We start from the raw sequence: 25,270 nt of genomic DNA, 5'->3' as shown, positions 1-25,270 counted from the left end.
CGCTTCTTGTGGCGATGCTTCAGTGTTCCACCGGCTCGGGTGTGCCGTGGGGCAGGAATATCACCTTGCTGTAGCCGCCGAAACTTCGCTCGGCAATTTCCTTGAAGATCCGCGGCGCATCGCTGAGCGGCCGCACGTGCGAGATCAGCGGCCGGGCACTCAGTTCGCCCGCTTCGATCATGCGGATCAGGTCGAACCATTCCTTGCCCGGGAAGGGCACCGAGTAGGAGTTCCACGAACCGACCAGGTGCAGCTCGTTGCGCAGCACGCGCTCGAAGGTGGCGGGCTTGAAGACCACGTCCTGGTGGGCCGAGCCGTAGATCACGATCGTGCCCTGCTTGCGCGCCGCGTGGATCGCCGTCTCGCGGCCCGCGTTGTTGCCGGCCGTCTCCAGCACCACGTCGGCCCCGGCGCCTCCGGTCGCGGCCCGGATCTGCTGATGCAGGTCGGCCGCACTGGCGTTGATGCAGATGTCGGCGCCCGCTTCGCGCGCCATCGCGAGCTTGCTCTCGTCGATGTCCACCGCGATGACCGGCCGTGCCCCGGAGAGCTTGGCCAGGCGCACCGCGAAGTAGCCCAGCGCCCCGATGCCGATCACCGCCACCGAGTCCCCGGCACGCAGGTTGATCTTGTGGATGCCGTGCAGGATGATCGCCGCCGACTCAATGGTGGCCGCCTCCTCGAAGCCGATGCTGTCCGGGAAGCGCACCAGGTTGCGTGCCGGCGCCTTGACGTACTGCGCGAAACCGCCGTCGGTGCGCGAGCCGAGGAAGCTGTAGTCGTCGCACAGCGAGTAGTTGCCGCGGTGGCAGGCATCGCACTTCATGCAGGGCAGCAAAGGCGCGATCGCGACCCTATCGCCGGGCTTGACGTTGCCCACGCCCGAGCCCACCGCTTCGACGACGCCGGCGAACTCGTGCCCCGGGATCGTCGGAAAGCGATAGGTGCCGGTGACCATCACGCGGCCGATGTCGGAGCCGCAGATGCCGGCCGCCATCACCTTGACCAGCGTGTCCTGCGGGCCCAGTGCCGAGGGCACCGCGACGGTTTCGTAGCGCAGGTCGCCGGCGGCCTTCAGCACCGCGGCCTGCATGTTCATGGGTGTTGCCACGTCTGCTCCTGTGTCACTGCACGACCAGGGTCTTCATGCCCTGGCCCGATTTGGCGAATGCGAACGCCTGCTGGATGTCGGCCAGCTCGAAGCGGTGGCTCACGATGTCGCGCACGTTGATGCGGCCATCGGCGACCAGCCGCATGGAGCGGAAGTAGTCCTCGTTGCTGGAGCCCGTGGTGCCCAGCAGCTTCAGGCCACGGTAGTGCACGAGGTTGGTGTCGATCTCGACGCGCGTGCCCTTCTTCAGGCCGCCGAAGAAGTTGACGCGGCCATGGACGGCCAGCAGTTGCACCGACAGGGGCTGCAACTCGGGCGACGAGGCGGCCGTGACCACCACGTCCACGCCGCGGCCCTTGGTGATGCGCATGACTTCGGCCAGCACGTCGACCTGGCTCGAATCGATCAGCACGTCGGCGCCGAATTTCTCGATCTCGCGCAGCCGCCCCGCGCTGCGGCCCACCACGATGACTTGCTTGGCGCCCCATGTCTTGGCCAACTGCACGAAGCAGGCGCCGATGGGTCCCGGGCCGATGATCAGCACCGTGTCTTCCGGCGTGACATCCAGTCCCTTGAAGGCGTTGTAGCAGCAGGACAGCGGCTCGATCACCGCCGCTTCCTCGAAGGACAGGTGGTCCGGCACCTCGAAGATGTTGTTGCCGCGGATCGCGATCGCCGGCACTTTCATGTACTCCTGGAAGCTGCCGTCCAAGCTGATGCCGAAGGCCTCGTAGTCCGGGCACATGTTGTTGTAGCCCTGGCGGCACATTTCGCAATGGCCGCAGCCGATGTTGGGCGTGAAGGACACACGCTGCCCCTCGCGCCAGCCCGACACCAGCTTGCCGACCTTCGCGATGGTGCCCGACAACTCATGGCCCAGCACCCGCGACTGCCCTTCCCGGATCTTGAAGTGGCCGCCGCCGTAGATGCGCAGGTCGGTGCCGCAGATCGAGGCGGCGCGCGTCTTCACCAGGATCTCGTCGTCGGCGATGGCGTAGATGTCGCGCTCCTCGAGCGTGATCTGGCCGGGCCGGTGGAATACCGCTGCTTTCATGGGGGTGCCGCCTTGCCTGCGTCCGTACCGCTCAGACTTCCATGCCGTAGCGATGGGCCTTGTGCGTCGGGTACAGCGCAATCGTCGGGATCGTGACGTCCGGCGTGCGGGTGGCCACGAAGAGCGCCAGCCAGGCCACGCTGTCGACTTCGATGCAGGAGGCGTGAATGCCTTCCTTGATTTCCTTTTCGTCGAGCCAGCCGTCGACGTAGGCCTTCAGGTTGCCGTCGTAGAGGCCCTTGTCGATGATCTCGGTCATCGGCGTCTTGACGTGCGAGGGGTTGAGCACCGTCACGCCGATCTTCTTGTCCTTGCCTTCCAGCAGGATGTTCTTCGAGAAGCCGAGCATGCCGTGCTTGGACGCACGGTAGGGGCTGTGACCGGGGCCGGAGGCGACGCGAGTCGACGAGGAGCCCATGTTGATGATGCGGCCGCCGTTGGGCTGCTTTTCCATGTAGCGGAAGGCTTCGCGGCAGCAGAGGAAGACGGCGGTGAGGTTCGGGCCGATGGTCTTGTTCCATTCGTCGAGCGTGACCTCGACCACCGGAGGCGCCAGCGAATCGCGGCCGGCGCTGTTGACCACCACGTCGATGCTGCCCCACATCGTGTGCGCCTTCTTGAAGAAGTCGATGACGGTCTGCTCTTCGGTGACGTCCGCCACCACCGGCACGAATTCGCCGCCGGCCGCCGTGATCTCTGCGGCGATGCGCTTCAGGCGCTCCGCATCGAAATCGACGCCGAGGACCTTGCAGCGGTTCTCGCAATACATGCGGGCGACTGCCTCACCGATGCCGGAGGCGGCACCCGTGATGATCGCCACCTTGCCATCCAGCATTTTTCCGTTGTTCATGGGGTTGCTCCAGTTCAGATTGGGTTTCAGGGCACTTCAGTAACTGCCGGCTGGCGAGGCCGTCCTTGTTCAGGGTCTCGGCTGGCATGGGCTGGACTATAAAAGGAATTTCTTTCTTTGACAACACGTCACGAAAACTTTTTCCGTCAAAATTCGATGCAGGCCGTGCCGGCGGTCGGCGCGGGAGAAGACGCATCGCGGAACGGAAAGGCGGACAACATGCAAGAACGAAGGGCGGTCCTGTGGGACATGGACGGCACGCTGGTGGACAGCGAGCCACTGCACGAGGAGACGCTCCTCATGTCCTTGGCGGCCGAGGGCATCACGCCGCCGCCGGACCTGCACGCGCTGGTCGTGGGCCTGCCGGCCCGGTCGATCCATGAGACCTTCAGTGCGCGCTACGGCCTGGCCATGCCCTTCGACGCCTGGCGCCGGTTCCGCAGCCATGCCTACCTGGCGCGCGCCGCGCGCCTCCAGCCGCGCGCCGGGGCGCTGGAAGTCTTCAGGGAGTTGCAGTCGCTCGGCGTGCCGCAGGCCGTGGTGTCGAACTCCGAGCGGCTGATCGTGGACGTGAACCTGCGCGCGATCGGCCTGATGGAGCCGGACCTGGTGTCGGTGAGCCGCAATGACGTGCGGCAGGGGAAGCCGGAGCCGGAGGGTTATCTGCGCGCGGCCTGGCTGCTGGGGTTGGAAGGGGCGGAGATCACCGTGGTCGAGGACAGCCCGACCGGGGCGCTGGCGGGGATCGCCGCCGGCTATCGCACGCTGCTCTGGCCGCAGGCGCCGACGACGGCACCTGCGGGGGCCGTCCTGGTCGCGCACCTGGGCGAACTGAGGCGGCAGCTGTCACTGGATTGAGGCTCGCTCTGCCTCGCAGGCAGTGTGAAGTGAGGGGGGCGTCGCCGTCGTGCGAGGGCGACGGCGTGCTCATTGTCTGACCGCCGCGCTGCAATGCGAGCGCCTCCGGGCGGCGGGGCGGCCGGGCGGACGCGCGGCGCTTAGGCCGGTTCGGCAAGCGCTGCTTGTTCGAGGCGCGGCTCGGTCGCTGCGGCGCTTTCCTGTTCGAAGTGGATGCTCGCGCCGTGCGTGAGTCCGAGGCTGGGCGTCGCAGCGTTCTCATGCGTGGTGCGCAGCGTCAGGTGGAACGGGCCTTCGCCGTGCGCGGCCAGCAGGCGCGCGATCGGATCGCCGCTTTCATCATCGATGTCGTCCGCAATCACCGTGGGCCGGGTTGCGCTCAGCACCAGCGTGCTGTCGCCGAGCGAGACAAGTGCGATTCGGTCGTGCCGCGCAGGCAGCGTGACGGCGCGGCCGACATGCGTGCCGTTCGTCGCCTCGCCCAGAAGTGCGCGATAGCGGGCCAGGGTCGCGTCCAGGTCCTTCACCGCGATGGCCAGGCTGGCGACGCCGGTCACGCCATTGGGATGCACGCGTGCATCGCCCTCGGGCACGCGCAATCCGCGGGGCGTGATGTCGCCGCAGAGAAAGGGCAAGTCCTGCGTCGTGGGCCGCGCGGTCTGCCAATGCAGGCGCTCGCCATCGGGGCGCAAGCGCCCACCGTCGAGCGGACCCTCCAGCGTCAGGCCGCGCTGCGCCGCTTGCCTCACCGTGTCAGCCGTGTCCGCGGGCAACAGCGCGAAGTCGACGAGGCCCTCGCCCCGCCGCTGCAACACCTGCCACCACCGCTCCTGCGGCGCCGGCGATTTCCATGCGATCAGTTCCAGGTAGCTGCCATCGGCGAACACGACGAGCGCATTGTGCGTGCTGCGCCCCGGATGGTCGCCACCACGCTGCACGTTGAAGCCGAGCGCCGTGTAGTCGGCGAGGGTCGCATCCAGGTCATGGACGGCGATGACGATGTGGTCGAGTTTCAGTGACACGTGGATCCCTTGTTCATGAAGCGGTGCTCGCGGCATCGCTGCCACCGAGATAGGCGTCTCGGATGCGGGCATCGGTCAGCAGTTGCGCCGCCGGGCCTTGCAGCGCAATGCGCCCCGTCTGCAACACATAGCCGTAGTGCGCGATCTGCAAGGCCAGGCTGGCGTTCTGCTCGACCATGAAGACCGACACACCCTGCCGGTTGATCTGCGCGATGAGTTCCAGCACCTTGTCGACATACAGCGGCGACAGGCCCATCGTGGGCTCGTCCATGCAGATGAGACGCGGGCGGCCCATGAGGGCGCGCGCCATCGCGACCATCTGCTGCTCGCCGCCGGACAGCGTACCGGCCAGGAAATCGATGCGCTCGGCCACGCGCGGGAAGAGTTCGAGCATGCGTTCGAGGTCCTCGGCGATGGCCTTGCTATCGCTGCGCGCATAGGCGCCCATCAGCAGGTTCTCGCGCACCGTCATCGCGGGGAAGAGTCGCCGCGCCTCGGGCACGGAGCCGATGCCGCGACGGATCACCTGCGGCGTGCCCAGGCCGAGCATCGACTGGCCTGCAAAGCGCACCTCGCCAGAACGCGGCTTCTGCAAGCCGAGCACGACTTTCATGGTGGTGGACTTGCCGCTCGCGTTGCCGCCGAGCAGGCTCACGATCTGGCCCTGGCGGACTTCGAGGTCGAGGTCGAAGTGCGCCTGGACGGGGCCGTAGAAGGTGTTGACCTTGCGGAGTTCGAGCAAGGCATGAGAAGGCGCGCCTTGGGTCATGGCGGCGGCTTCGCGGCGGGAGATGCCCTCGCCCCAGCCCTCTCCCCGCAGGGGAGAGGGCGCAGGGAAGCCGGTGCGGGCAACGGTGGTGACGAGGGTCATGCGGCGACGGGCTGCGGCGCTTCGGCGGGCGCCTTGGCAGGGGTGGTCTGGCCGACGTTACGGCTGCCCAGGTAGGCCTCGATCACCTTGGCATCGTTGCGCACCTCCTGCGGCGGGCCTTCGGCGATCTTGCGGCCGTCGTCGAGTACCACGACGCGGTCCGACAGTTGCATCACCAGGTCGAGCTTGTGCTCGATCAGCAGGATGGTCTGGCCGCGCGACTTGAGGGTGCGGATGATCTCCAGCATCTCGGCGGTCTCGCTTTCGTTCATGCCGGCCGTGGGCTCGTCGAGCAGCAGCAGGCGCGGTTGCAACGCGAGAGCGCGGGCGATCTCGACGCGGCGACGGTTCGCATACGACAGGCTGTACGCAGGATGGTCGATGCGCGGCGCGAGGCGTTCGCCAAAGAGCGCGATGATCTCCAGCGCTTCTTCGCGCAGCCTTGCTTCCTCGCGCGTGACCGATGGCGGCTGCACCAGGGCCAATGCGAGTTCCGCCAATGCGCCGACGCCCGGCATGCCACCCAGGCGCGGACGCACCGCACGCAGCCGCGTGTGCGCGCCGACCAGCACGTTGTCGAGCACCGTGAGGTTGGCGAACACGCGCCCATGCTGGAACGTGCGCGCCAGGCCGCGTTGCGCGAGCTTCGGCGCCGGCCATCCGGTGATGTCCTCGCCATCGAAGCGCACCGTGCCGCCATCGGGTTGGTCCAGCCCGGTGACGAGGTTGAAGAGCGTGGTCTTGCCCGCGCCGTTGGGGCCGATGACGCTCACCAGTTCGCCCACGCCCACCGACAGGTCGACCGCATCGACAGCGGTCAGCCCGCCGAAGCGGCGCGTGAGGCCGGAGACTTCAAGCAGCGAGGGCATCCGCGTCCTTGCTGGCCGCAATGTCGGCATTGGCGGCTGCGGCCTTCGAGTTGACCAGCTTGACCTCCGCGCGAATCGTCTGCGGATTGCGCAGCAGGTTGAGGATCGGGCAGGTGCGCTCGACTTCCTCGAACAACGCATCGATGGCCTCGCGCGAGGCTGGCGAATCGATGTTCACCGTGTAGGCGATCTCGTGCGGCCAGATCGGTGTCTGCTCATGCCCGGGCTTGCCGCCGCGCGGGTCGATGATGCCGGTCACTTCTACGTCCAGGCTTTCCAACGGCACCTGCCGCTGCGCGGCGTGGATCAGGAAGATGTGCGTGACGCAGGTGCCCAGCACACCCAGCTGCAGCTCCGGCGAGCTGGGACCGAGGTTGTAGCCGGCGAAGTCTGGAGGGCTGTCGCTGATGACCTGGTGGTCGCGGATGCGCAGGCGCCGCACGCCGCTGCGGCCTTCGACGCGCACATTGGCCTTGAGTTGAAGCGGTTGTGCGGTGCCGGCCTCGATCGCGGCATCGCGAGCCAGCACGGCGGCGCGCTTTTCGGCGAGGTAGTCGTTCAGATGGCTCATCAAGATTTCCTTTGTTTGTGAGGTTCAAACGGTGCCGAGCAAGCCCTGCGGCCGGAAGCGAATCAGCAGCAGCAACGCCACGCCGTAGATCAACATGCGGTATTCCGCCGTCACGCGGAACAGCTCCGGCAGGCTGACCAAGGTCACCGCACCAAGCAGCGCGCCGCTGATGTTTCCCAGCCCACCCAGGATCACCATCGTCAACGCGAGGATGGAGATCTGCGAGGTGAAGGTCTCGTGGTTGATGTACGAGTACAGATGCGCCGTGAAGGCACCGCTCACACCCGCCGCGAAGCCGCCGAAGCCGAATGCCATCGCCTTGTAGCGATCAGGGCTCACACCGTAGGCACGCGCGGCCACCTCGTCTTCGCGCACCGCGCGAAAGGTGCGGCCCAGGTGCGAGCGCAGCAGCCGCCATTGCAGCAAGGCGAGCAGCACCATCGCGGCGAGCGCGGCCCAGTAGAAGGCAGCATTGGACGAGGCGTCGTGCCCGAACAGCGACAGCGGCGGTATGCCCGACACGCCGATCGGCCCGCGCGTGAGGCTTTCCCAATTGAGGATCGTCAGCGCCACGATCTCGCCGATGCCCAGCGTGGCAATCGACACGTAGTGCCCCCGCAGTCGGAACGCCGGGAAGATCAGCACGGTGCCGATCAACGAGGTCAGCAAGCCCGACACCACGATGCTCGTGCCCACGGGCAGGTGCAGGTCCAGCACAAGCAGGGACGATGCATACGCGCCAATGGCCAGCAGCCCCGCATGCCCCAGCGAGATCTGCCCGATGGTCCCGGCCACCAGCGTCAGGCTCAACGCCAGCGCCGCATAGAGCCACGAGTTGGTCAGCACCTGCAGCAGGTAAGGCGATGGATTGAACAGCGGCAGCACCGCTGCAACCACGAACAGCGCAAGCAGCACCTTCGCCGGCACATGCCACGGCTTGCTCGGCGCGATGAAGGTGCCGGTCAGCGGCTCCGGCGGCAATGCACGCTTGCGGCCGAACAGGCCGTTGGGCTTCCAAACCAGGATGATGAGCAGCAGCACGAAGGCGAACAGGTTGCGATATGGCGTGCCGAACATCGCCACGCCATAGCTCTCGGTCAGCCCCAGCAGCATGCTGCCCACGATCGCGCCCGGCACGTTGCCGACGCCACCGACCACCGTCGCGACCACACCCTTCAAGGTCGCCTGGAAGCTGATCGCCGGACTGATGTTGTTGTAGTACATGCCCACCAGCACGCCAGACAAACCACCCAGCGCCGACGCGATGGCGAACACGCTCTGGTTGACCCGGTTCACATCCACGCCCATCTGCTGCGCCGCATCCCGGTCTTGCGCCGTGGCGCGCACCGCCCAGCCGAGCTTGGTGAAGCGCAGGAAACCGAACAGCAGCGCCGCGCTCGTGATCCCGATGCCGGCGATCAGCAGGTCGAGCGCGCCGATGGTGCCGGTGCCGATCTGCAAGCGCCAGTCCGGCAGTTGCGTCGGCAGCGAGCGCGGGTCGGGGCTCGCGAAGATCTGGACCAGGATGTCGAGCACGAAGCTGATGCCGATGGTCGCCAGCAGCGGCGCGATACGCGCGGCCCCTTGCAGCGGCCGCAGCCCGACGCGCTCGATCAGCATGCCCAGCGCGCCGGAGCCCAGCACCACCAGCAGCAGCGTGATCGGCAACGGCGTGTGCAGGAAGGTGATCGCCGACCAGCCAATGTACGCGCCGACGGTGTAGACCGAGCCGTGCGCGAAGTTGATGAGGTGCGACACCCCGAAGATCAACGCGAGGCCAACGGCCAGCATCGCGTAGATGTTGCCGATGATCAGGCCATTGACCGTGTAGTCGAAGAACGAGGTGAAGCTCATGCGTGCGCTGTCAGCGGGCCGATGCCACGGCGGCCTTGCTGCCCTTCGCGTCGCCCAGTGCCCACTTGCCATCCTTCACGACCAGGTCCACGCTCTTCACGCCGATCACGCGGCGCGATTGCGGATCGAAGTTGGCCTTGCCGAACACCACGCTCGGCACGTCCTTGATCTTGTAGAAGGCATCGCGCACGGCGGTGCGGTCGGCCTTGGGGCCGGCCTGGTTCAGCGCGGCGGCGGTGATCAGCACCGCGTCATAGGCGTAGGCGTTGAAGGCGTCCGGCTCCTTGCCGTACTTGGCCTTGAAGCGCGTCACGAACTCCTGCACCTCGGCGCGCGGCTCCTCGGGGAAGAAGGAGGTGTTGGTGTAGATGCCGTTGACCGCGGCGCCGCCAAGCTCGATGAACTTGGGCGAGTAGACCGAGCCGCTCGCCGCGATCGGCTGCTTCAGGCCGACGTTGCGCACCTGCCCGGCAATGAGCGCGCCATCGGGGTAGTAGGAGATGAGCACCAGGCCATCGGGGTTGGCATCGCGCACGCGCACCAGCGTCGAGCGGAAGTCTTTCTCGTCAGGCTGATAGCCCTCGGCGATGACCACCTGCGCGCCACGCGACTCGGCCGCCTTGACGAACACGTCGCGGCTGGCGCGGCCCCAGTCGGTGTTGAGGAACAGCACGGCCACGCGTTTGAAGCCCAGCGTTTTCACGGCCAGGTCGGCAAGCAATGGTTGCGAGTCCGACTGGCTGATCGACGGGCTCCAGATGAAGTCGCCGCCCTTGGTGAAATCAGGGTGCGAGTTGGTGAAGCCCAGTTGCACCAGGCCGGCGCGCTGGTAGATCGGCGAGGCGGCCATCGAGGCCGGGCTGGAGAAGTCGCCCAGCTCGATCAGGATGCGCTTGTCGTTGACGAACTTCTGCGCGAGGCCGACGGCCTGGCGCGGATCGCTCTGGCTGTCCTCGAAGGTGTAGGCGAGCGGGCGACCGTGGATGCCGCCCTTGGCATTGATGTCGTCGAGCGCCAGGTCGAAGCCGGCTTTCCATTGCGCGCCGTATTGCGCGTTCTGGCCGGTCAGCGGGCCGCTGACGCCGAACCAGACAGGCTCGCCAGTGGCCGGTGCGGCGTTCGCAAGCATGGGGGCCAGCAGGATGATGCAGGCGAGGCGGAGGAAGAGTTGGCGGCTGATCATTTTTGCGTGCGCTCCAGGGCAACAGGAAGAACCCGATTCTTCGATTCGCCCGCGGGCAAGGGAACGAAGAAAAAGGAGTTGGCTCAGTTGCTCTCCGACTAACTCGCCCTCGTCCAAACGTTTGCGCATATCGCTGCGCGAATTTCTTCGTTCCCGCATCCGGAAGCGGCCGGCACAGTGGGGCACTCCCGGCGTTCTGGCATGAAAGGCAGGCGATGAGATTCCTTGTGGTGGGTGCGGGCGCACTCGGTGGCTACTTCGGCGGCCGGCTTCTTGACAGCGGGCAGGATGCGAGCTTCCTGGTGCGGCCAGACCGGGCGGCGCAGTTGTCTTCGCAGGGCCTCGTGATACGCAGCCCTGCCGGCGACCTTCACCTGCCCCCGCCGCCGATGCTCCACGCCCAGCAGATCAAGGAACATTTCGACGTCGTCATCGTGGCCTGCAAGGCCTACGACCTGGAGCATGCGATCAGCGCCTTTGCGCCAGCCGTCGGGCCCCACACCGCGATCCTTCCGCTTCTCAACGGCATGCGCCACCTCGACCTGCTGGTCGAGCGCTTCGGCCACCGTCGCGTGCTGGGCGGCGCCAGCATCATTGCCGCGGCACTCGATGGCGCCGGGGGCATCAACCATTCCAGCACCGAGCACACGCTGCTGTTCGGCGAACTCGATGGCGAGCGCACGGCGCGGGTCGAGCAGATCGCCCAGGCCTTCAGCCGCGCGAGATTCGATGCCCGCGCCAGCGACGAAATCGTGCAGGCCATGTGGGAGAAATGGATCCACATCGCAACCCTGGCCAGCATCACGGCACTGCTGCGCGCCAACGTTGGCGACATCGTCGACGCCAGGGCACACAACCTCGCGCTAGACCTGCTCGACGAGTGCTGCCGCATCGCAGCCTTCAACGCGCACGCACCGTCAAGGCAGGCCATCGACCACACGCGCGCCGCCATCCTCAAGAGCGGCTCCAGCCTCACCGGCTCGATGTTCCATGACATCGAGCGTGGCGCGCCCACGGAATGCGAGCACATCCTGGGCGACCTGCTGCGGCGCGGGCGCTGGTCCACCGCTGACACGCGGCTCTTGCCCGTGGCCTATGCGCATGTGCGCAGCTACGAGGTGCGACGCAAGCGCGAAGCCGGCGAGGTTGCAGAAGCGCTTCATCGCCGAGCTGCGTGAGGACGGCAACGTCGCGACCGGCCGGCATCGTGCGGCCTTGCCTGCGCTCATGCGCGCGAAACCCGACCCTGGGACTGCACGCAAACATCTGGGACGCGGGAGAAACACCGAAGCAGCCCCTGGGCCTATCGTTCAGGTCACGCTTCAACTCCTACCTGTCGTGCCCACCATGCTTTGCAAGAAACTTCATCACGCCGCCTTCCGCTGCACGGACGCGGCCGCCACCGCCCGCTTCTACACCGGCCTGCTCGGCCTCAAGTTGTCCCACGCGCTGACGCAGGACGAGGTGCCCTCCACCGGCCAGTACGCCCCGCACATCCACCTCTTCTTCGAGATGGAGGACGGCAGCAGCATCGCCTTCTTCGAATGCCCCACCGTGCCCGGCGGCATCCGGGACATGAACTCACCGGCATGGATCCAGCACTTTGCCTTCCAGGTGGAAAGCGTCGAGGTGCTCCACCAGGCGCGGGCCGAACTGGAGGATCAGGGCGTGCCGGTGATCGGCCCGGTCAACCATGACGACTTCGTGCTGTCGATCTACTTCAATGATCCCTCGGGGCACCGGCTGGAACTCACCGCGCCGATCTGCACGCCGGAGCGGCTGGCAGGCTTCGCAGCCGAGGCGCCGCGCGTGCTGCAACGCTGGGCCCATGCGCACAACCCGCAGGCGGAAGTAGCGCAGGCCGCGTGATGGAAACACGCTACACGCCTTCCGGCGTGCGCATGCGCCTTCACTCCGCGCGGGAGGGCGCGTTGAACTGGGTGCTGCTGCCGGGCGGCCCGGGCATCGGTTCGGAGAGCTTGCACGAACTGGCTGACGTCCTCGACGTCCCGGGCACCATATGGCTCGTCGACCTGCCCGGCGATGGCTCCAACACATCGCACCAGCCCGACCCTTTCGCGCTCTGGCCTCAGGTGTTGATCGAGGCCGCGGAGGCGGTTCCGGATGCCGTGTTCGTCGGCCACTCGACCGGCGGCATGTACCTGCTCTCCACGCCGCGCCTGCGCGACTGCGTGCGCGGCCTGGCGCTGCTCGACACGGCGCCGGATTGCACCTGGCATGCCGAGTATGTGGAGATGACGCGCAACGATCCGCTGCCGGCCTTCGAACGCGCCGCCGCAGCGTACGAGCGCGACGGCAGCTTCGAGAACCTCACGACACTCTGCGTGACCTCGGCCGAATGGAACTTCACACCCGCAGGTCTCGAAGCCGGCCGCGCGCTGCTCGCCCGCATGCCGTACAACAGCGCAGCAGTGCAATGGTCGGATGCGAACTTCGACCACAGCTACAAGGCCGCCTGGTGGCCCACGGACATCCCGGTGCTGCGCCTGTGGGGCGACAACGATCGAATCGTCAGCCAGCGTGGATGGAGCGACCTCGCGTACAACACGCCGAACCTCATGGCGCGCGAGATACCGGACGCCGGCCACTTCCCGTGGATCGAGAACCCATCGGCCGTCGCCAGGGCCTTCCGCGAATTCGCGTCGCAACTGCTTGCTTCGGCGGAGACCGCCTTCACGGAACACCGGGTGTAAGCTGCGCTCCCTCAACCCGGAGATGGAGTTCGTGCGAATGCCTGAACAGTCACTGCCATCATGGAACGACGGCCCCGCCAGGCGGGCCATCCTCGACTTCGTCGCGAGGGTCACCGACCCATCCCATCCGGATTTCGTCCGCCCCGCGGAGCGCATCGCGACCTTCGACAACGACGGCACGCTCTGGTGCGAGCAACCCAAGCAATCACAGTTCTTCTTCGCAGAGGCCCGGCTCGAAGCGCTGGCCGACAAGGACCCGAGCCTGCGCGAGCGCCAGCCCTTCAAGGCCTTTCTCGAACACGACCTCAACACCCTTGCCAGCCTGGGCAAGCAAGCCGCCTTCGAGGCCGTGTTCATGACGCATGCCGGCATGACGATCGAGGAATTCAACGCCATCGCCAAGGTGTGGCTGGCCAGCGCCGTTCATCCGGTGCTCCACCGTTCTTTCACGCGCTGCGTCTACCAGCCGCAACTGGAGCTGCTGGACTACCTGCGCGCCAACGGCTTCAAGAACTTCATCGTCAGCGGCGGCGGCCTCGAGTTCATGCGGGCCTTTGCGGAAGAGGTCTACGGCATCCCGACCGAGCAGGTGATCGGCAGCAGCACCAAGACGCGCTTCGAGGTTATCGACGGCCGTGTCCAGATGATGAAGATCGCCGAGCTCGGCTCCTTCGACGACCGCGAGGTCAAGACCGAGAACATCGCCCTGCACATCGGTCGCCGGCCCATCCTCGCCTTCGGCAACTCCGACGGCGACCTGGCGATGCTGCGCTACGTCAAGTCAGGCGCGGGCGCCCGCTTGGCCCTGCTGCTGCACCATGACGACGCCGAACGCGAGTTCGCCTATGACCGCGAATTCCGCCTGAGCCCGCTGGTCGAGGCGCTGGACCACGCCGCCGATTTCGGCATCGACGTGGTCAGCATGAAGCGGGACTGGGCGACCGTGTTCGTCGACTGAATCCACGATCAGCCTGCGCGCCGCTGCGCCGACAGCCTGCGCACCACCGCCACGAGCCGATCGATCTCGTCGAAGGTGTTGTAGAACGCCAGCGAAGGCCGCACCGTGGTCTCGACCCCGTTGCGCCGCAGGATCGGCTGCGCGCAATGGTGCCCCGTGCGCACCGCGATGCCCTCGTCGTTCAGCGCATGGCCCACTTCCTCGGTCGTGTAGCCATCGAGCACGAAGGACATCACACTCGCCTTGTCGGCCGCCGTGCCGATCAGCCGCACACCCGGAATCGCGCCCAATTCGCGCATGCCGTATTCGAGCAGTTCATGCTCGTAGCGCGCGATGTTCTCGATGCCGATCTTGTTGACGTAGTCGATCGCCGCGCCAAGCCCCACCGCGTCCGCGATGTTGCCGGTGCCGGCCTCGAACTTGTTCGGGATCGGCTGGAACACCGTCTTCTCGAAGGTGACGTCGGCAATCATGTTGCCGCCGCCTTGCCAGGGTGGCATGTCCTCCAGCAGCGCGCGCTTGCCCCACACCACGCCGATGCCGGTCGGGCCGAACACCTTGTGGCCGGAGAACACGAAGAAGTCCGCGCCGATGTCCTGCACGTCCACGCGCATGTGCGAGACCGACTGCGCACCATCGACCAACGCCACCGCGCCCGCGCGATGCGCCAGCTCGACGATCTCCTTCACCGGCACCACCGTGCCGAGCGCGTTGGAGACCTGCGTGACGGCGACGATCTTGGTCCGGTCGTTCAGCAGCTTGCGGTATTCGTCCAGCAGCACCTGGCCCGAATCGTCCACCGGAATCACGCGCAGCTTCGTGCCCTTGGCCGAAGCGAGCTGCTGCCACGGCACGATGTTGGCGTGATGCTCCAGATGCGACACGATGATCTCGTCGCCCTCGCGCACATGCTGGCCGCCCCAGCTCTTGGCGACGAGGTTGATGGCCTCGGTGGTGCCACGTACGAAGATCACCTCGTCCACGTCAGGTGCATTGATGAACTTGCGCACCCGCTCGCGCGCACCCTCATAGGCGTCGGTGGCACGCGCTGCAAGCTCATGCGCCGCACGGTGGATGTTCGAGTTCTCGTGTTCGTAGAAATACGAGATGCGATCGATCACCGATTGCGGCTTGTGCGTGGTCGCCGCGTTGTCGAACCACACCAGTTGACGGCCGTTCACGCGCTCCTGCAGCACCGGAAAGTCGCGCCGCACCGCGTTCACGTCGAAGGGCTGGCGTTGGCCTGCCGTCGCCAGGGACGCATCGCCGCCATGCGGTGAGGGCTTGGCAGGCGTGACATAGCCACTGGTCAAGCGCACCGAATCGACGAAGTAGTAGTGCGGCTCGGTCGATGGCGCAGGCGTGTTCGAAGGCGCTGGCGATGGCTTCGCGAGCAGGCCCTGCACGTCGGCGCCCTGCGGCTGTGCATAAGGGACGTAGGCCAGCTCGTCGCTGATGCGCGGCGTGCTGTCGGTGCCACGGCCGCCCGGCAACGGCTGGCCGTAGGTGTCGCCGAGGAAGTAGAACGACGATGCGCCCGTACCGGGATGCGTCGCGGCCTGCGAAGGCGTCACCGCCGCGGCCTCCGGCACGCCGATGGCGGCCGTACCCAGCCGAGGTTCGTATGCCGGCAGCGCAGCGAACACGTTGTCGGGCACGCCGTTGCCGGCTACCGCCTTCGGCAGCGTCGAAGGCGCACGGTTGGCCAGCGAAGGCAGTTGCGTCGGCGATGCCGGTAGCAGGTTGCTGCCCGGCACCTGGCCTTGCGGAATGGGCGTGCCGGGCACGCTCGGCCCGAAGCCCGCGGGGCTCACCAGCGGCGATCCCGGCGGTGCCAGTTGTGAGGGCGCCTGCGCGCCGGGTGGCGCGTAGTGCCCCGGCAAGGCCGCGAAGAGTTGGCTCGCCATGCGCGCCAGCACCTCGGGGTCGAACGGAGCCTCCACGCCATGCGGCAGGCCGGCGGAGGAAGGGTGTGCGTTGCTCACCGCGGCTTACTTGTAGGTGTCGGCGTAGTCGTGGTACTTGCCGACCTCGACATCGTCGAGCACAGCCAGCGCATCCGTCGTCAGCACCGCGAGCGAGCAGTACAGCGAGATCAGGTACGACGCGATCGCGTGATTGTTGATGCCCATGAAGCGCACCGACAGCCCCGGGCTCTGCTCGCCGGTGAGCCCCGGCTGGAACAGGCCGACCACGCCCTGGCGCTTGTCGCCCACGCGCAGCAGGATGATCTTGCTCTTGCCATCGGCCACCGGCACCTTGTTCGACGGGATCAGCGGGATGCCGCGCCAGGTGATGAACTGCGAGCCGAACAGGCTCACCGTCGGCGGTGGCGTGCCGCGACGCGTGGCTTCGCGGCCGAAGGCGGCAATCGCCAGCGGGTGCGTGAGGAAGAAGGCCGGCTCCTTCCACACTTTGGTCAGCAACTCGTCGAGGTCGTCCGGTGTCGGCGCGCCGGTCAGCGGGAAGATGCGCTGCTCGTCCGTCACCTGCGAAAGCAGGCCGTAGTCGGGGTTGTTGATGAGCTCGCTCTCCTGGTTCTCCTTGATCGTCTCGATCGTCAGGCGCAGCTGCTCCTTGATCTGGTCATGCGGGCTGCTGTAGAGGTCGGAGATGCGGGTGTGCACGTCGAGCACGGTGCTCACCGCGTTGAGGAAGTATTCGCGCGGGTTCTCCTCGTAGTCCACCCAGGTGCGCGGCAACTGGTTCTCGCTCTCCTGCGCGGTGCAGACGACCTTGATCGACTCGGGGTTCTTGACCTTGTTCAGGCGGTAGATGCCCGCTTCCACCGGCACCCATTGCAGCAGGTGCGTGAGCCAGCGCGGACTGATCGTTTCGAGCTGGGGGACGGTCTTGGTGGCATTGGCGAGCTGGCGGGCGGCGCTGTCGCCAAGGGCGGTGGTTCCACCGACTGTTGCACTCATGAGGGGCTCCGTGGTTGAGGGAAAGACGAAGCCAGTGTCGGGGCGCTAGGGGTTATCCCCCAACAGGCTATAGCCATCAAGTTGATGCGCTTGGTCAACACCTGCGACTCCAGTTCCTCGCAGCGCGCGAGCAGGCCGGAGGTGTTGAGCTTCAGCGCGTCGGCCAGCTTGCGGACGGTGACGATGGATGGGATGACGCGGCCACGCTCGATCTCGCCGACGTAGGAGCGGTTGAGGTTGGAGTGCTCGGCCAGTTGCTCCTGCGACCAGCCCTGCTGCTCGCGCAGGCGGCGCACTGCGACGCCGAAGCTTTCGACGAGGACGCCGCTCATTGGTGCCCCCACGCTCGGAACTTCGTGTCCTCGCTGCCCCCCAAAGGGGCGCGAGCTTGCTTGGGGCGGCCCGACACTGCGCTCACGCCCGCAACGCCAGCCGAGGCTGCGGCGCGTTCTGCAAGCTGGCCTGCGTCACGCTCGTGCCGGCGGGCACGTCATCGGTGATCCAGACATTGCCGCCGATGGTCGCGCCCTTGCCGATGGTCACGCGCCCGAGGATGGTGGCGCCCGCATAGATGACGACGTCGTCCTCCACCACCGGATGCCGCGGCAATCCCTTCTGAAGATGGCCCGACGCATCGGTCGGAAAGCGCTTGGCGCCCAGGGTCACGGCCTGGTAGACGCGCACATGCCGCCCGATCACCGCCGTCTCGCCGATCACGACGCCGGTGCCGTGGTCGATGAAGAAGCCGGGGCCGATCCGCGCACCCGGATGGATGTCGACACCGGTCTGCCCATGCGCCAATTCCGCCACGATGCGCGCGAGCAGCGGCAGCCCCAGCGTGTAGAGCGTGTGCGCCAGCCGGTGATGGATCATGGCCAGCACGCCCGGATAGCACAGCAGCACCTCATCGACGCTGTGCGCGGCCGGATCGCCCTGGAAGGCGGCCACCACGTCGCTGTCGAGCAGCCGCCGGATGTCGGGCAAGGCGTCGCCGAATTCCCGCACCGCTTGCGAAGCGCGCGCATCGACTTCGGCCGCTTCAGTGGATGCATGCCGGCCGACATACTGCAACTCCAGCCGCGCCTGGTCCAGCAAGGTGTGCAGGGCCGCATCGAGCGTGTGCGCGACGTAGTAGTCCTCGCCATCGGGGCGCAGGTGGGGCGGACCCAGGCGCAGCGGAAACAGCGCGCCCTTCAACTGCTCGACCACCACGGCCAGCGATTCGCGCGACGGGAACTCGCGTCCCGCTGGCTCGCGCGCACGCTTCTGGGCGTCACGCCATTCGCTGCGCACGCTGCGCAGGGAACTGGCGATGCGGTCGATGTCGAGTCGTACGGGCATGGTGTCCTTCGCGTCGTTGACCGGATGCCGCTCAGTCCTGCACCCAGGGCAGTTGATGAAAGCGCCAGCCATCGGCCACGCCGCGGTGCTGGTGCGCATCGATCTCACCCTCGAAGCCTTCGAGGACGTTGTAGACATTCGCAAAGCCGGCCTTTGCTGCCGCCTCCGCCGCCAGCGCCGAGCGCTTGCCGCTGCGGCACAGCAGCAGCACGACGGCATCCTTGCCACCCTCCTTCGCCACCTTGGCTTCCAGTTCACGCACGAAGCGCGGGTTGCGGGTGAGCGCCGTGCCCGTGGCCCACGGCACATGCAGGCTGTCTGGCACATGGCCCACGAACTTGCGCTCTTCGCCGGAGCGCACGTCCACAAGAACGGCCTGCGCCTGCTCCACCAGTTGCCACGCCACGAATGGCGTCACGCCGCCTGCGTAAGGAAGGTTCTGCTGCGCCGCGAGCTAGCGCGCCAGCTCCAGGGCCGCGGGAAGTTCCAAGGTTGCTGCAACGAGATTCATGAGAGGTCTCCGCTTCTTATTGGGGTCGAGGCTCGCCTTGATGGCGATAGACAACTCTAGGGTTCTGGCTTGCCAACTCAAACGACTGAGAATTCAGTTCTTAAGCACTGAACTGTCTGAGGTCTCGCAAGCACCACGACGGCGCACCGTTGATACGCCGCTGCCATTCATGGATCGATGGCATCGGCACCGAACGCCACGCGGTCATCGGCCAGGCGTGCGCGCAAGGCGGGCTCGATGTCTTTCAAGTCACCACGAGTGCGCCAGCAACGCATGCCGCGGCGCGCTCGAAGCGGCCGACCGTTGCAGGTGCTTCAGCACCCGGATCGACAACGAACGACGAGGCGCGCGCGGCGCCACATGCCAGGCCGATGCCGTGACGGCAATCACCCGACGCGCCCGGTCGACGGGCGAGATCTCTGCAAGCTGTGTCATCGTGACTTCCACCGAAGGCGGGCCGGTGGCCCGCGCGTCACGGAATTCTGCGAAGGAGCGCGTGCAAAGCCAACGAAGGAATTCGGCTATGCAGATTCGATTTGCGCGCGGCGCATTTCATTCGCGCGGAGCGAGTGGCAGCACGCAATGGCAACGTTGCCGCCGCCCATGTGTCACGGCGCGCCAGACGAGATTTCATGCGCAGCCATTGGCGGAGGCCTCACGCTAGTACGGCAGGTCGCCCTGGATCGTCGTGCGATACAGCTTGCGCCGCAGTTCATCCGGCGTGCCGGCCGCCAGGTGCATCAACGAGCGGTTGTCCCAGAACACGAGGTCGTGCGGCTTCCACTGGTGGCGGTAGACGAACTCCGGCTGCACGCTGTGCGCGAACAGTTCGGCCAGCAGCGCATCGCCCTCGTCCTTCGGCATGCCGACGATGCCCGTTGTGAAATGCTCGCTGACGAAGAGCGCCTTGCGGCCCGTCTCGGGGTGCGTGCGCACCACGGGCTGGATGGCGGGCGCAACCTTGTCGATTTGCTCCTGCGAGAGCTTCGGCCGCCACGGGTTCTTCGACCGCAGCTCCTCGTACTTGGCCAGGTAGCTGTGCTCGGCCTTCAGCGGCAGCAGGCGCTGCTGCATCCCGGGGCTCAGTGCTTCCCAGGCCAGGTGCTGGTCGGCGAAGAGCGTGTCGCCGCCTTCGCTCGGCAACTCCTGTGCATGCAGCAGCGAGCCAAGGCTGGGCTTGTCCTTGTACGAGATGTCGGAATGCCAGTACGCCCCCGCATCGCCCAGCCCGATGGGCTCGCCGTCCTCCTTGATGTTGGAGACGATGAGGATCTCCGGATGCCCCTCCAGGTGGTACTGGTGCAGCACATGGATCTCCAGCGGGCCGAAGCGGCGGCTGAACGCGATGTGGGCCTCGGGCGACACGTCCTGATCGCGGAACACGACGACGTGATGGCCGAGGTGCGCGCGATGGATGCGGGCGAAGTCGGCGTCGTTGATGGGCTTGGAGATGTCGAGGCCGATGATCTCCGCGCCGACGGGGGCGTCGAGGCGGCGGATTTCGAAGTCTTGCGCGGGAATGGATGGAACGGAGGTCGTCATGCGCGAAAGTCTACGGCGGCTGCGCGCAGCTTGCCGGATAGCAGGTGTCCGGCCTGACTACGCGATACCCGAGAGCAAGCCCGCGATCAGCGCGGCGGCCGTCACCACCAGAATGCTCAGCGCAAGGTCGCGCAACTCGGTGCCCCACGATTCGCGCTCCTGCGGATCGGCGGCGAAGTCTTCTGTGCGGACTGGGGAAAGCATGTGTTCATTCTGCGGAACTGCACGCAGTTCGGGAACGACGAAGTTGTCAGTTGCATATAACTGAAACGACTGGTTCGACGCCGGACAGCCCACTTTCAAGATGACTTCGTCCGTTTTGACCCGGTTCGACGATCCCGCCCGTACAAGCCCCCACGGTCAATGTCGACCGGCTTGCGAGGAGCCCTTCATGTCCCATCCTGTCGCCGCCCTGCCGCCCCGCGCGGCCGGCCTGTTGAATCGCCGCTTGCTGCTCGGCCTGCCGGCGGCCGGCCTCCTGGTGGCTTGCGCCATGCCGACCTGGTCTCGGACTCAGCTCGACTCGAATTGGCTGCGCGTCGACGTGCAGGATCGTGACAGCGGCGAGACCCTCCCCGTCTACACTGCCGCCGACGGCCAGCGCTACGTGGCCGGACGGCCCGGAGCGCGCTACGGCGTCACGCTGCGCAACCTGCGCGGCGAGCGCATCCTCGTCGTGATGTCGGTGGACGGCATCAACGTGTTGAACGGCAGGACCGCCGGGTGGGACCAGGACGGCTATGTGCTGGGCGCGCATGCCTCCGGCCAGATCGCGGGCTGGCGCAAGAGCGACCGCGAAGTCGCCGCATTCGAGTTCACCGCGCCGGGCGACTCGTATGCCTCGCGCACCGGGCGCCCGCTCGACCTGGGTGTGATCGGCTTTGCGGTGTTCAGTGAGCGTCGGCCCGAGCCGCGTCCGATGCCTCGGCCGCCGATGGTTCCGTCGCCGATGCAGAAAGACAGCGCCGCCGCGAGCGAGGCCGCGCCCGCCGCACGCGCCGAAGCACCGGCGGGTCCGGCATCCCAGCCCTCAGGGTCCGGCGCCGCCAACGACGCGGCCGCGCCCTCCGCGCTGGCCCGTCGCGAGCGTGCCCCGCTGGAGGAACAAAAGCTCGGCACCGGCCACGGCCAGCGCGAGGAATCGATCGTCACGCACACCCGCTTCGTCCGCGCACGCAGCACGCCCGACGAGGTGCTCGCCTTGCGCTACGACAGCCGCGCCAATCTGATCCGCATGGGCGTCATCCCGCAGCCCGACGACCGCATTGCACGGCCTCCACGCCCCTTCCCACAGAACCCGCAGGCGAGCTACGTGCCCGACCCGCCGCCGCGCTACTGATCCGACTTCGCACTCAAGCGCATGACGGCGTTGGATCGCCTTGCCGTGCTACAGCACTGTCTGCGGCGCTCCGCCTTGTCCTGCACTTGATTGCAAAGTCGCGTGCTCAGCGCTTCGCGGACCGGTAAAGCCCCTCCACCTTCGGCACATTCGCTTCCAGGATCTTGATGCGATCGGTGCCGCTCGGATGCGTCGACAGGAAGCCCAGCCCGCCCGAGGACTTGCTCGCCTCGGCCATCTTCTTCCACAGCGTGACCGAGGCCTTCGGGTCGTAGCCCGCGCGCGCCGCGATCTCGAGGCCGACCAGGTCCGCATCGGTCTCGTCATTGCGGCTGAACTTGAGCGTGATGAGCTGAGTCGCACCGCGCGCCGCCAGGTCGCCCATCTGGCCCAGGCCCAGCAGTTGGGCTCCAATCGACAGCGCCGCGCCGGTACCGGCGTTCTTGGCCATGCGCGCCCGCGCATGCTCGCGCAGGGCATGCGCCATCTCGTGGCCCATCACCATCGCGATCTCGTCGTCGGTGAGCTTCAACTGGTCGATGATCCCGGTGAAGAAGGCGATCTTGCCGCCGGGCATGCAGAAGGCGTTGATCTGCTTGCTGCCGATCAGGTTGACCTCCCACTTCCACTGCGTGGCGCGCGGATTCCACTGACCGACGAAGGGAATGAGTCGCGCCGCGATGGCGCGCAGGCGCTGCAACTGCGGATTGCCATCGCCGGCCAGTGCGCCCTTGGCCTTGGCCTGCGCCATCAACTGGCTGTATTGCTGCGTGCCGGCCTGCTCGATCTGGTCCGCCGAAACGAGATTGCGCGCCATCGAGGACTGCCCGACGTCGACCTGCGCCAGCGCGGGCCCTGCGAGGGACGCCCCCGCCGCCATCAGGAATGCGCGACGCGCGGACCAAGGGCCGGGGGAAGTGAAATGGCAGCGTGAACACATGGGGGAATAATAAGCAGCACGCGCCTGTTTGCCCTACATGTCCCCACCTTCCGCCGACCAAACCCTTCCCGCTTCTCAAGCCGATGTGGCTTCGCCAGCTCGACTTGATTCCCCTCGGGGGCCGGGCCGGGCCGCGCCCGGCGCTGGGGGCGCTGCCGCCGATGCGGCTTCGCCCTCCCGGCTCGATTCTCCGCAAGGGGATTCGGAAGACCGCAAGCTCCCCTGGCGCGACACCCTCAAGGTCTACCTCGAACCGGCCACGCTGCGCATGCTCGCGCTCGGCTTCTCCGCCGGACTGCCGCTGCTACTGGTGCTCGGCACGCTGAGCTTCAGGCTGCGCGAGGCGGGCGTGGACCGCGCCACCATCGGTTTCCTGAGTTGGGTCGGGCTGGCCTATGCCTTCAAGTGGGTCTGGGCGCCGCTGGTCGACCGGCTGCCGCTGCCGCCGCTGACCACCTTGCTCGGGCGGCGCCGCGGCTGGTTGCTGTTCGCGCAGGCGCTCGTGATCGCCGGCCTGGTCGGCATGGCGCTCAACGATCCGCGCGACGGCCTGCATCCCCTGGTGTGGTGCGCGCTGCTCGCGGCCTTCGGCTCGGCCACGCAGGACATCGCGCTGGACGCCTTCCGCATCGAGTCGGCGGCCACGCGCAAGCAGGCGGCGCTGGCCGCGGCCTACCAGACCGGCTATCGCCTCGCCATGATCTGGGCCGGCGCCGGCGTGTTGTGGGTGGCGGCATGGGCCGAGGTCAGTGACACGGGCGGCTACCAGAACGCCGCCTGGCGCACCGCCTACCTGGTGATGGCCGCGTCGATGGCGGTGGGCGTGCTGACGGTTCTGCTGTCGCCCGAGCCCGAGCGGCGTCCGCTCGCCGCACCGAAGGGCGCGGTCGCGTGGCTGCAAAGCGTGTTGATCGAGCCCTTCGCCGACTTCATCCGCCGCTACAAATGGCAGGCCGCGCTGATCCTGTCGCTGATCGCCATCTACCGCATCAGCGACGTGGTGATGGGCATCATGGCCAACCCCTTCTATGTCGACATGGGCTTCAGCAAGGACGAGGTGGCCACGGTCAGCAAGATCTTCGGCGTGATCATGACGCTGGTCGGCGCCTTCGTCGGCGGCATCCTGTCGATGCGCTTCGGCGTGATGCGGGTGCTGATGCTGGGCGCGGTGCTCAGCGCGGCCAGCAACCTGCTGTTCGCCTGGCTCGCCACGCGCGGGCATGACCTGACCGCGCTGGTGGCCGTGGTATCGGCGGACAACCTCGCGGGCGGCATCGCGTCGGCCGCGTTCATCGCCTACCTGTCGAGCCTGACCAACATCAACTATTCGGCCACGCAGTACGCGCTGTTCAGCTCGATGATGCTGCTGCTGCCCAAGTTCATCGCGGGGTATTCGGGCGTGTTCGTGGACCGCTATGGCTACATCAGCTTCTTCACCGCCACCGCGCTGCTGGGCGTGCCGGTGCTGGTGCTGGTGGCGCTGGCTTCGAGGGCGCGGAAGGCGTCCGACTGATCAGGGCGATCGCCGCCTTCAGGCGTGCATTCGTCTGTGGACGAGGTGGTGCTCCAGCTTCTCCCAGTCCCACTCGATCCCCAACCCCGGCTCCTGCGAAGGAATCGCCTGCCCGTTCTCCACGCGCATGCCGCCGTGCGTCACCATGTCCAGCTGCGGGATGTATTCCAGCCATCGGCTGTTCGGCACCGCGCAGCACAAAGCCAGATGGATCTCCATCAGGAAGTGCGGGCACACCGGCACGTTGAAGGCCTCGGCCATGTGCGCCACCTTCAGCCACGGCGTGATGCCGCCGATGCGCGCCACGTCGGTCTGCACGATCGAGCAGGCGCCGCTTTGCAGGTAGTCCTTGAACTGCGACAGGCTGTACATCGACTCGCCCACCGCGATCGGCACCGTCGTCGAGTTGCTCAGGCGTTGGTGCGCCAGCACGTCGTCCGCATGGATCGGCTCCTCGAACCAGGCGATGTCGAAGGGCTCGAAGCAGCGCGCGCGGCGGATCGCCTCGTCCAGGCTCAGGCCCTGGTTGGCGTCGGTCATCACTTCCCAGTCGCCGCCGACGGCCTCGCGCACCGCGGCGATGCGGCGCACGTCCTCGCCGGCATGCGGCTTGCCGACCTTGAGCTTGGTGCCGCCGAAGCCCAATGACTTGACGCGCAGCGCCTCATCCACCAACTGCGATGGCTCAAGGTGCAGCCAGCCGCCTTCGGTGTAGTACAGCGGAATGCTGTGCTTGGCGCCGCCGGCCACCTGGTGCAGCGGCTGGTTGGCCTTGCGGGCGCGCAGGTCCCAGAGGGCGGTGTCGACGGCGGCCATGGCGATCGAGGTGATGGCGCCGACCGTGGTGGCATGCACGCGGTAGAACATGTCGCGCCAAAGCTTCTCGACATCGGCCGCATCGCGCCCGATGAGCATCGGCGCCAGGTGGTCGTCCAGCAGCTTGATGACCGACGACCCGCCCGTGCCGATGGTGTAGCTGTAGCCGGTGCCGACCACGCCGTCCGCGTCGCGGATGCGCACCATCGGCGTCTCCTGGCATTCGAAGCTCTGGACGGCATCGGTGCGGACGACCTTGGGCTTCAGGTCGACCTTGAGCACCTCGACGGAGACGATCTTGGCCATGGCGGGGTTCCTTCCTTTTTGACGTATGGGTCGATGCACTTTACCCATCCAGGCCAGCCAGAGGGCTACCTCGATCGGCAAGCGCGATGCGAAGAAACCCTCCCGTCACCCCGGCGCAGTCCA

At 66.9% G+C, this 25,270-nt stretch carries 24 protein-coding genes and 2 pseudogenes; 7 read left to right on the top strand and 19 right to left on the bottom strand.

All coding sequences use genetic code 11. The features are described from left to right. Window positions 1–19: 19 nt before the first annotated feature. Genes WKW79_RS30470 through WKW79_RS30460 form a run of 3 tightly spaced genes read right to left on the bottom strand, consistent with a single transcriptional unit; the run spans window position 20 to window position 3,015 of the window. Window positions 20–1,111: a galactitol-1-phosphate 5-dehydrogenase gene (locus WKW79_RS30470; RefSeq protein WP_340338981.1), complete on the bottom strand. Its 1,092-nt coding sequence runs from the start codon at window positions 1,109–1,111 to the stop codon at window positions 20–22. A 13-nt stretch (window positions 1,112–1,124) separates the two neighbouring features. Further along, window positions 1,125–2,165, bottom strand: a complete 1,041-nt coding sequence (locus WKW79_RS30465) for a zinc-dependent dehydrogenase (protein ID WP_340338980.1) — start codon at window positions 2,163–2,165, stop codon at window positions 1,125–1,127. 31 nt (window positions 2,166–2,196) lie between these two features. Then, window positions 2,197–3,015 carry an SDR family oxidoreductase gene (locus WKW79_RS30460; protein WP_340338979.1) on the bottom strand — a complete coding sequence of 273 codons (819 nt, stop codon included), beginning with the start codon at window positions 3,013–3,015 and terminating at the stop codon, window positions 2,197–2,199. Window positions 3,016–3,234: 219 nt separating this feature from the next. Here WKW79_RS30460 and WKW79_RS30455 point away from each other — a divergent pair, with 219 nt between their 5' ends. Next, window positions 3,235–3,873: an HAD family hydrolase gene (locus WKW79_RS30455; RefSeq protein WP_340338978.1), complete on the top strand. Its 639-nt coding sequence runs from the start codon at window positions 3,235–3,237 to the stop codon at window positions 3,871–3,873. Window positions 3,874–4,013: 140 nt separating this feature from the next. On the opposite strand, the gene WKW79_RS30450 is transcribed toward WKW79_RS30455, so the two are convergent. The 6 genes from WKW79_RS30450 to WKW79_RS30425 form a co-directional block, all read right to left on the bottom strand. Continuing rightward, complete coding sequence (locus WKW79_RS30450) at window positions 4,014–4,895, bottom strand: VOC family protein (RefSeq protein WP_340338977.1); 882 nt, start codon at window positions 4,893–4,895, stop codon at window positions 4,014–4,016. A 13-nt stretch (window positions 4,896–4,908) separates the two neighbouring features. Then, window positions 4,909–5,664, bottom strand: a complete 756-nt coding sequence (locus tag WKW79_RS30445) for an ABC transporter ATP-binding protein (RefSeq protein WP_340338999.1) — start codon at window positions 5,662–5,664, stop codon at window positions 4,909–4,911. Window positions 5,665–5,762: 98 nt separating this feature from the next. Further along, window positions 5,763–6,635 (bottom strand): ABC transporter ATP-binding protein, encoded by an 873-nt coding sequence (locus WKW79_RS30440; protein WP_340338976.1) that lies wholly within the window; start codon window positions 6,633–6,635, stop codon window positions 5,763–5,765. Continuing rightward, window positions 6,619–7,206 carry an OsmC family protein gene (locus WKW79_RS30435; protein ID WP_340338975.1) on the bottom strand — a complete coding sequence of 196 codons (588 nt, stop codon included), beginning with the start codon at window positions 7,204–7,206 and terminating at the stop codon, window positions 6,619–6,621. The genes WKW79_RS30440 and WKW79_RS30435 overlap by 17 nt, the downstream gene beginning before the upstream one ends. Window positions 7,207–7,230: 24 nt before the next feature. Beyond that, window positions 7,231–9,060 (bottom strand): ABC transporter permease, encoded by a 1,830-nt coding sequence (locus tag WKW79_RS30430; RefSeq protein WP_340338974.1) that lies wholly within the window; start codon window positions 9,058–9,060, stop codon window positions 7,231–7,233. Window positions 9,061–9,070: 10 nt separating this feature from the next. Beyond that, entirely contained in the window at window positions 9,071–10,243 is a 1,173-nt protein-coding gene (locus WKW79_RS30425; RefSeq protein WP_340338973.1) for an ABC transporter substrate-binding protein, read from the bottom strand. 215 nt (window positions 10,244–10,458) lie between these two features. On the opposite strand from WKW79_RS30425, the gene WKW79_RS30420 reads away from it, so the two are divergent. From WKW79_RS30420 to WKW79_RS30405, 4 genes are all read left to right on the top strand, one after another. Beyond that, complete coding sequence (locus tag WKW79_RS30420) at window positions 10,459–11,421, top strand: ketopantoate reductase family protein (protein WP_340338972.1); 963 nt, start codon at window positions 10,459–10,461, stop codon at window positions 11,419–11,421. Between the two features lie 169 nt (window positions 11,422–11,590). Continuing rightward, on the top strand, window positions 11,591–12,112 hold the full coding sequence (locus WKW79_RS30415) for a VOC family protein (RefSeq protein WP_340338971.1): 522 nt from the start codon (window positions 11,591–11,593) through the stop codon (window positions 12,110–12,112). Beyond that, entirely contained in the window at window positions 12,112–12,957 is an 846-nt protein-coding gene (locus WKW79_RS30410; RefSeq protein WP_340338970.1) for an alpha/beta fold hydrolase, read from the top strand. The genes WKW79_RS30415 and WKW79_RS30410 overlap by 1 nt, the downstream gene beginning before the upstream one ends. A 37-nt stretch (window positions 12,958–12,994) precedes the next feature. Continuing rightward, on the top strand, window positions 12,995–13,915 hold the full coding sequence (locus WKW79_RS30405; RefSeq protein WP_340338969.1) for an HAD family hydrolase: 921 nt from the start codon (window positions 12,995–12,997) through the stop codon (window positions 13,913–13,915). An 8-nt stretch (window positions 13,916–13,923) separates the two neighbouring features. On the opposite strand, the gene WKW79_RS30400 is transcribed toward WKW79_RS30405, so the two are convergent. The 8 genes and pseudogenes from WKW79_RS30400 to WKW79_RS30365 form a co-directional block, all read right to left on the bottom strand. After that, window positions 13,924–15,822, bottom strand: coding sequence for a family 2A encapsulin nanocompartment cargo protein cysteine desulfurase (locus WKW79_RS30400; RefSeq protein ID WP_422823985.1), 1,899 nt, complete (start codon window positions 15,820–15,822; stop codon window positions 13,924–13,926). An 84-nt stretch (window positions 15,823–15,906) separates the two neighbouring features. Then, on the bottom strand, window positions 15,907–16,839 hold the full coding sequence (locus WKW79_RS30395) for a family 2A encapsulin nanocompartment shell protein (protein ID WP_340338967.1): 933 nt from the start codon (window positions 16,837–16,839) through the stop codon (window positions 15,907–15,909). Window positions 16,840–16,901: 62 nt separating this feature from the next. Beyond that, a pseudogene (locus WKW79_RS30390) lies at window positions 16,902–17,171 on the bottom strand (helix-turn-helix domain-containing protein); the annotation flags it as partial. An 82-nt stretch (window positions 17,172–17,253) separates the two neighbouring features. Beyond that, complete coding sequence (gene epsC, locus WKW79_RS30385; RefSeq protein ID WP_340338966.1) at window positions 17,254–18,180, bottom strand: serine O-acetyltransferase EpsC; 927 nt, start codon at window positions 18,178–18,180, stop codon at window positions 17,254–17,256. A 31-nt stretch (window positions 18,181–18,211) separates the two neighbouring features. Next, a pseudogene (locus WKW79_RS30380) lies at window positions 18,212–18,691 on the bottom strand (rhodanese-like domain-containing protein). Window positions 18,692–18,940: 249 nt separating this feature from the next. Next, window positions 18,941–19,126 (bottom strand): hypothetical protein, encoded by a 186-nt coding sequence (locus WKW79_RS30375; protein ID WP_340338965.1) that lies wholly within the window; start codon window positions 19,124–19,126, stop codon window positions 18,941–18,943. A gap of 225 nt (window positions 19,127–19,351) precedes the next feature. Further along, the gene (locus WKW79_RS30370) at window positions 19,352–20,233 is read right to left on the bottom strand and encodes a TauD/TfdA dioxygenase family protein (RefSeq protein WP_340338964.1); all 882 of its coding nucleotides are present in this window, start codon (window positions 20,231–20,233) and stop codon (window positions 19,352–19,354) included. A gap of 57 nt (window positions 20,234–20,290) precedes the next feature. Continuing rightward, complete coding sequence (locus tag WKW79_RS30365; protein WP_340338963.1) at window positions 20,291–20,437, bottom strand: hypothetical protein; 147 nt, start codon at window positions 20,435–20,437, stop codon at window positions 20,291–20,293. 187 nt (window positions 20,438–20,624) lie between these two features. Between WKW79_RS30365 and WKW79_RS30360 the strand changes: the two genes are divergently transcribed. Beyond that, window positions 20,625–21,572 (top strand): hypothetical protein, encoded by a 948-nt coding sequence (locus WKW79_RS30360; RefSeq protein WP_340338962.1) that lies wholly within the window; start codon window positions 20,625–20,627, stop codon window positions 21,570–21,572. 106 nt (window positions 21,573–21,678) lie between these two features. On the opposite strand, the gene WKW79_RS30355 is transcribed toward WKW79_RS30360, so the two are convergent. Next, entirely contained in the window at window positions 21,679–22,512 is an 834-nt protein-coding gene (locus WKW79_RS30355) for a M48 family metallopeptidase (protein WP_340338961.1), read from the bottom strand. A gap of 37 nt (window positions 22,513–22,549) precedes the next feature. Between WKW79_RS30355 and WKW79_RS30350 the strand changes: the two genes are divergently transcribed. Next, complete coding sequence (locus WKW79_RS30350) at window positions 22,550–24,025, top strand: AmpG family muropeptide MFS transporter (RefSeq protein ID WP_340338960.1); 1,476 nt, start codon at window positions 22,550–22,552, stop codon at window positions 24,023–24,025. An 18-nt stretch (window positions 24,026–24,043) separates the two neighbouring features. Here WKW79_RS30350 and WKW79_RS30345 read toward each other — a convergent pair whose 3' ends face one another. Next, window positions 24,044–25,147: a mandelate racemase/muconate lactonizing enzyme family protein gene (locus tag WKW79_RS30345; RefSeq protein WP_340338959.1), complete on the bottom strand. Its 1,104-nt coding sequence runs from the start codon at window positions 25,145–25,147 to the stop codon at window positions 24,044–24,046. Window positions 25,148–25,270 lie beyond the last annotated feature (123 nt).

The sequence above is a fragment of the Variovorax robiniae genome (assembly GCF_037889955.1).
GTDB lineage: Bacteria > Pseudomonadota > Gammaproteobacteria > Burkholderiales > Burkholderiaceae_C > Variovorax > Variovorax robiniae.
The sequence above is the reverse complement of the archived record's forward strand: the minus strand, read 5'-3'. Positions and strand labels throughout refer to the sequence as shown.

Bases quoted from the DNA above. Each gene is read 5' to 3' on its own strand.
- WKW79_RS30465 (WP_340338980.1), bottom strand. From the start codon at position 2,165: ATGAAAGCAGCGGTATTCCACCGGCCCGGCCAGATCACGCTCGAGGAG.
- WKW79_RS30460 (WP_340338979.1), bottom strand. From the start codon at position 3,015: ATGAACAACGGAAAAATGCTGGATGGCAAGGTGGCGATCATCACGGGT.
- WKW79_RS30455 (WP_340338978.1), top strand. From the start codon at position 3,235: ATGCAAGAACGAAGGGCGGTCCTGTGGGACATGGACGGCACGCTGGTG.
- WKW79_RS30445 (WP_340338999.1), bottom strand. From the start codon at position 5,664: ATGACCCAAGGCGCGCCTTCTCATGCCTTGCTCGAACTCCGCAAGGTC.
- WKW79_RS30440 (WP_340338976.1), bottom strand. From the start codon at position 6,635: ATGCCCTCGCTGCTTGAAGTCTCCGGCCTCACGCGCCGCTTCGGCGGG.
- WKW79_RS30435 (WP_340338975.1), bottom strand. From the start codon at position 7,206: ATGAGCCATCTGAACGACTACCTCGCCGAAAAGCGCGCCGCCGTGCTG.
- WKW79_RS30430 (WP_340338974.1), bottom strand. From the start codon at position 9,060: ATGAGCTTCACCTCGTTCTTCGACTACACGGTCAATGGCCTGATCATC.
- WKW79_RS30425 (WP_340338973.1), bottom strand. From the start codon at position 10,243: ATGATCAGCCGCCAACTCTTCCTCCGCCTCGCCTGCATCATCCTGCTG.
- WKW79_RS30420 (WP_340338972.1), top strand. From the start codon at position 10,459: ATGAGATTCCTTGTGGTGGGTGCGGGCGCACTCGGTGGCTACTTCGGC.
- WKW79_RS30415 (WP_340338971.1), top strand. From the start codon at position 11,591: ATGCTTTGCAAGAAACTTCATCACGCCGCCTTCCGCTGCACGGACGCG.
- WKW79_RS30410 (WP_340338970.1), top strand. From the start codon at position 12,112: ATGGAAACACGCTACACGCCTTCCGGCGTGCGCATGCGCCTTCACTCC.
- WKW79_RS30405 (WP_340338969.1), top strand. From the start codon at position 12,995: ATGCCTGAACAGTCACTGCCATCATGGAACGACGGCCCCGCCAGGCGG.
- WKW79_RS30400 (WP_422823985.1), bottom strand. From the start codon at position 15,822: ATGGCGAGCCAACTCTTCGCGGCCTTGCCGGGGCACTACGCGCCACCC.
- WKW79_RS30395 (WP_340338967.1), bottom strand. From the start codon at position 16,839: ATGAGTGCAACAGTCGGTGGAACCACCGCCCTTGGCGACAGCGCCGCC.
- epsC (WP_340338966.1), bottom strand. From the start codon at position 18,180: ATGCCCGTACGACTCGACATCGACCGCATCGCCAGTTCCCTGCGCAGC.
- WKW79_RS30375 (WP_340338965.1), bottom strand. From the start codon at position 19,126: ATGACACAGCTTGCAGAGATCTCGCCCGTCGACCGGGCGCGTCGGGTG.
- WKW79_RS30370 (WP_340338964.1), bottom strand. From the start codon at position 20,233: ATGACGACCTCCGTTCCATCCATTCCCGCGCAAGACTTCGAAATCCGC.
- WKW79_RS30365 (WP_340338963.1), bottom strand. From the start codon at position 20,437: ATGCTTTCCCCAGTCCGCACAGAAGACTTCGCCGCCGATCCGCAGGAG.
- WKW79_RS30360 (WP_340338962.1), top strand. From the start codon at position 20,625: ATGTCCCATCCTGTCGCCGCCCTGCCGCCCCGCGCGGCCGGCCTGTTG.
- WKW79_RS30355 (WP_340338961.1), bottom strand. From the start codon at position 22,512: ATGTGTTCACGCTGCCATTTCACTTCCCCCGGCCCTTGGTCCGCGCGT.
- WKW79_RS30350 (WP_340338960.1), top strand. From the start codon at position 22,550: ATGTCCCCACCTTCCGCCGACCAAACCCTTCCCGCTTCTCAAGCCGAT.
- WKW79_RS30345 (WP_340338959.1), bottom strand. From the start codon at position 25,147: ATGGCCAAGATCGTCTCCGTCGAGGTGCTCAAGGTCGACCTGAAGCCC.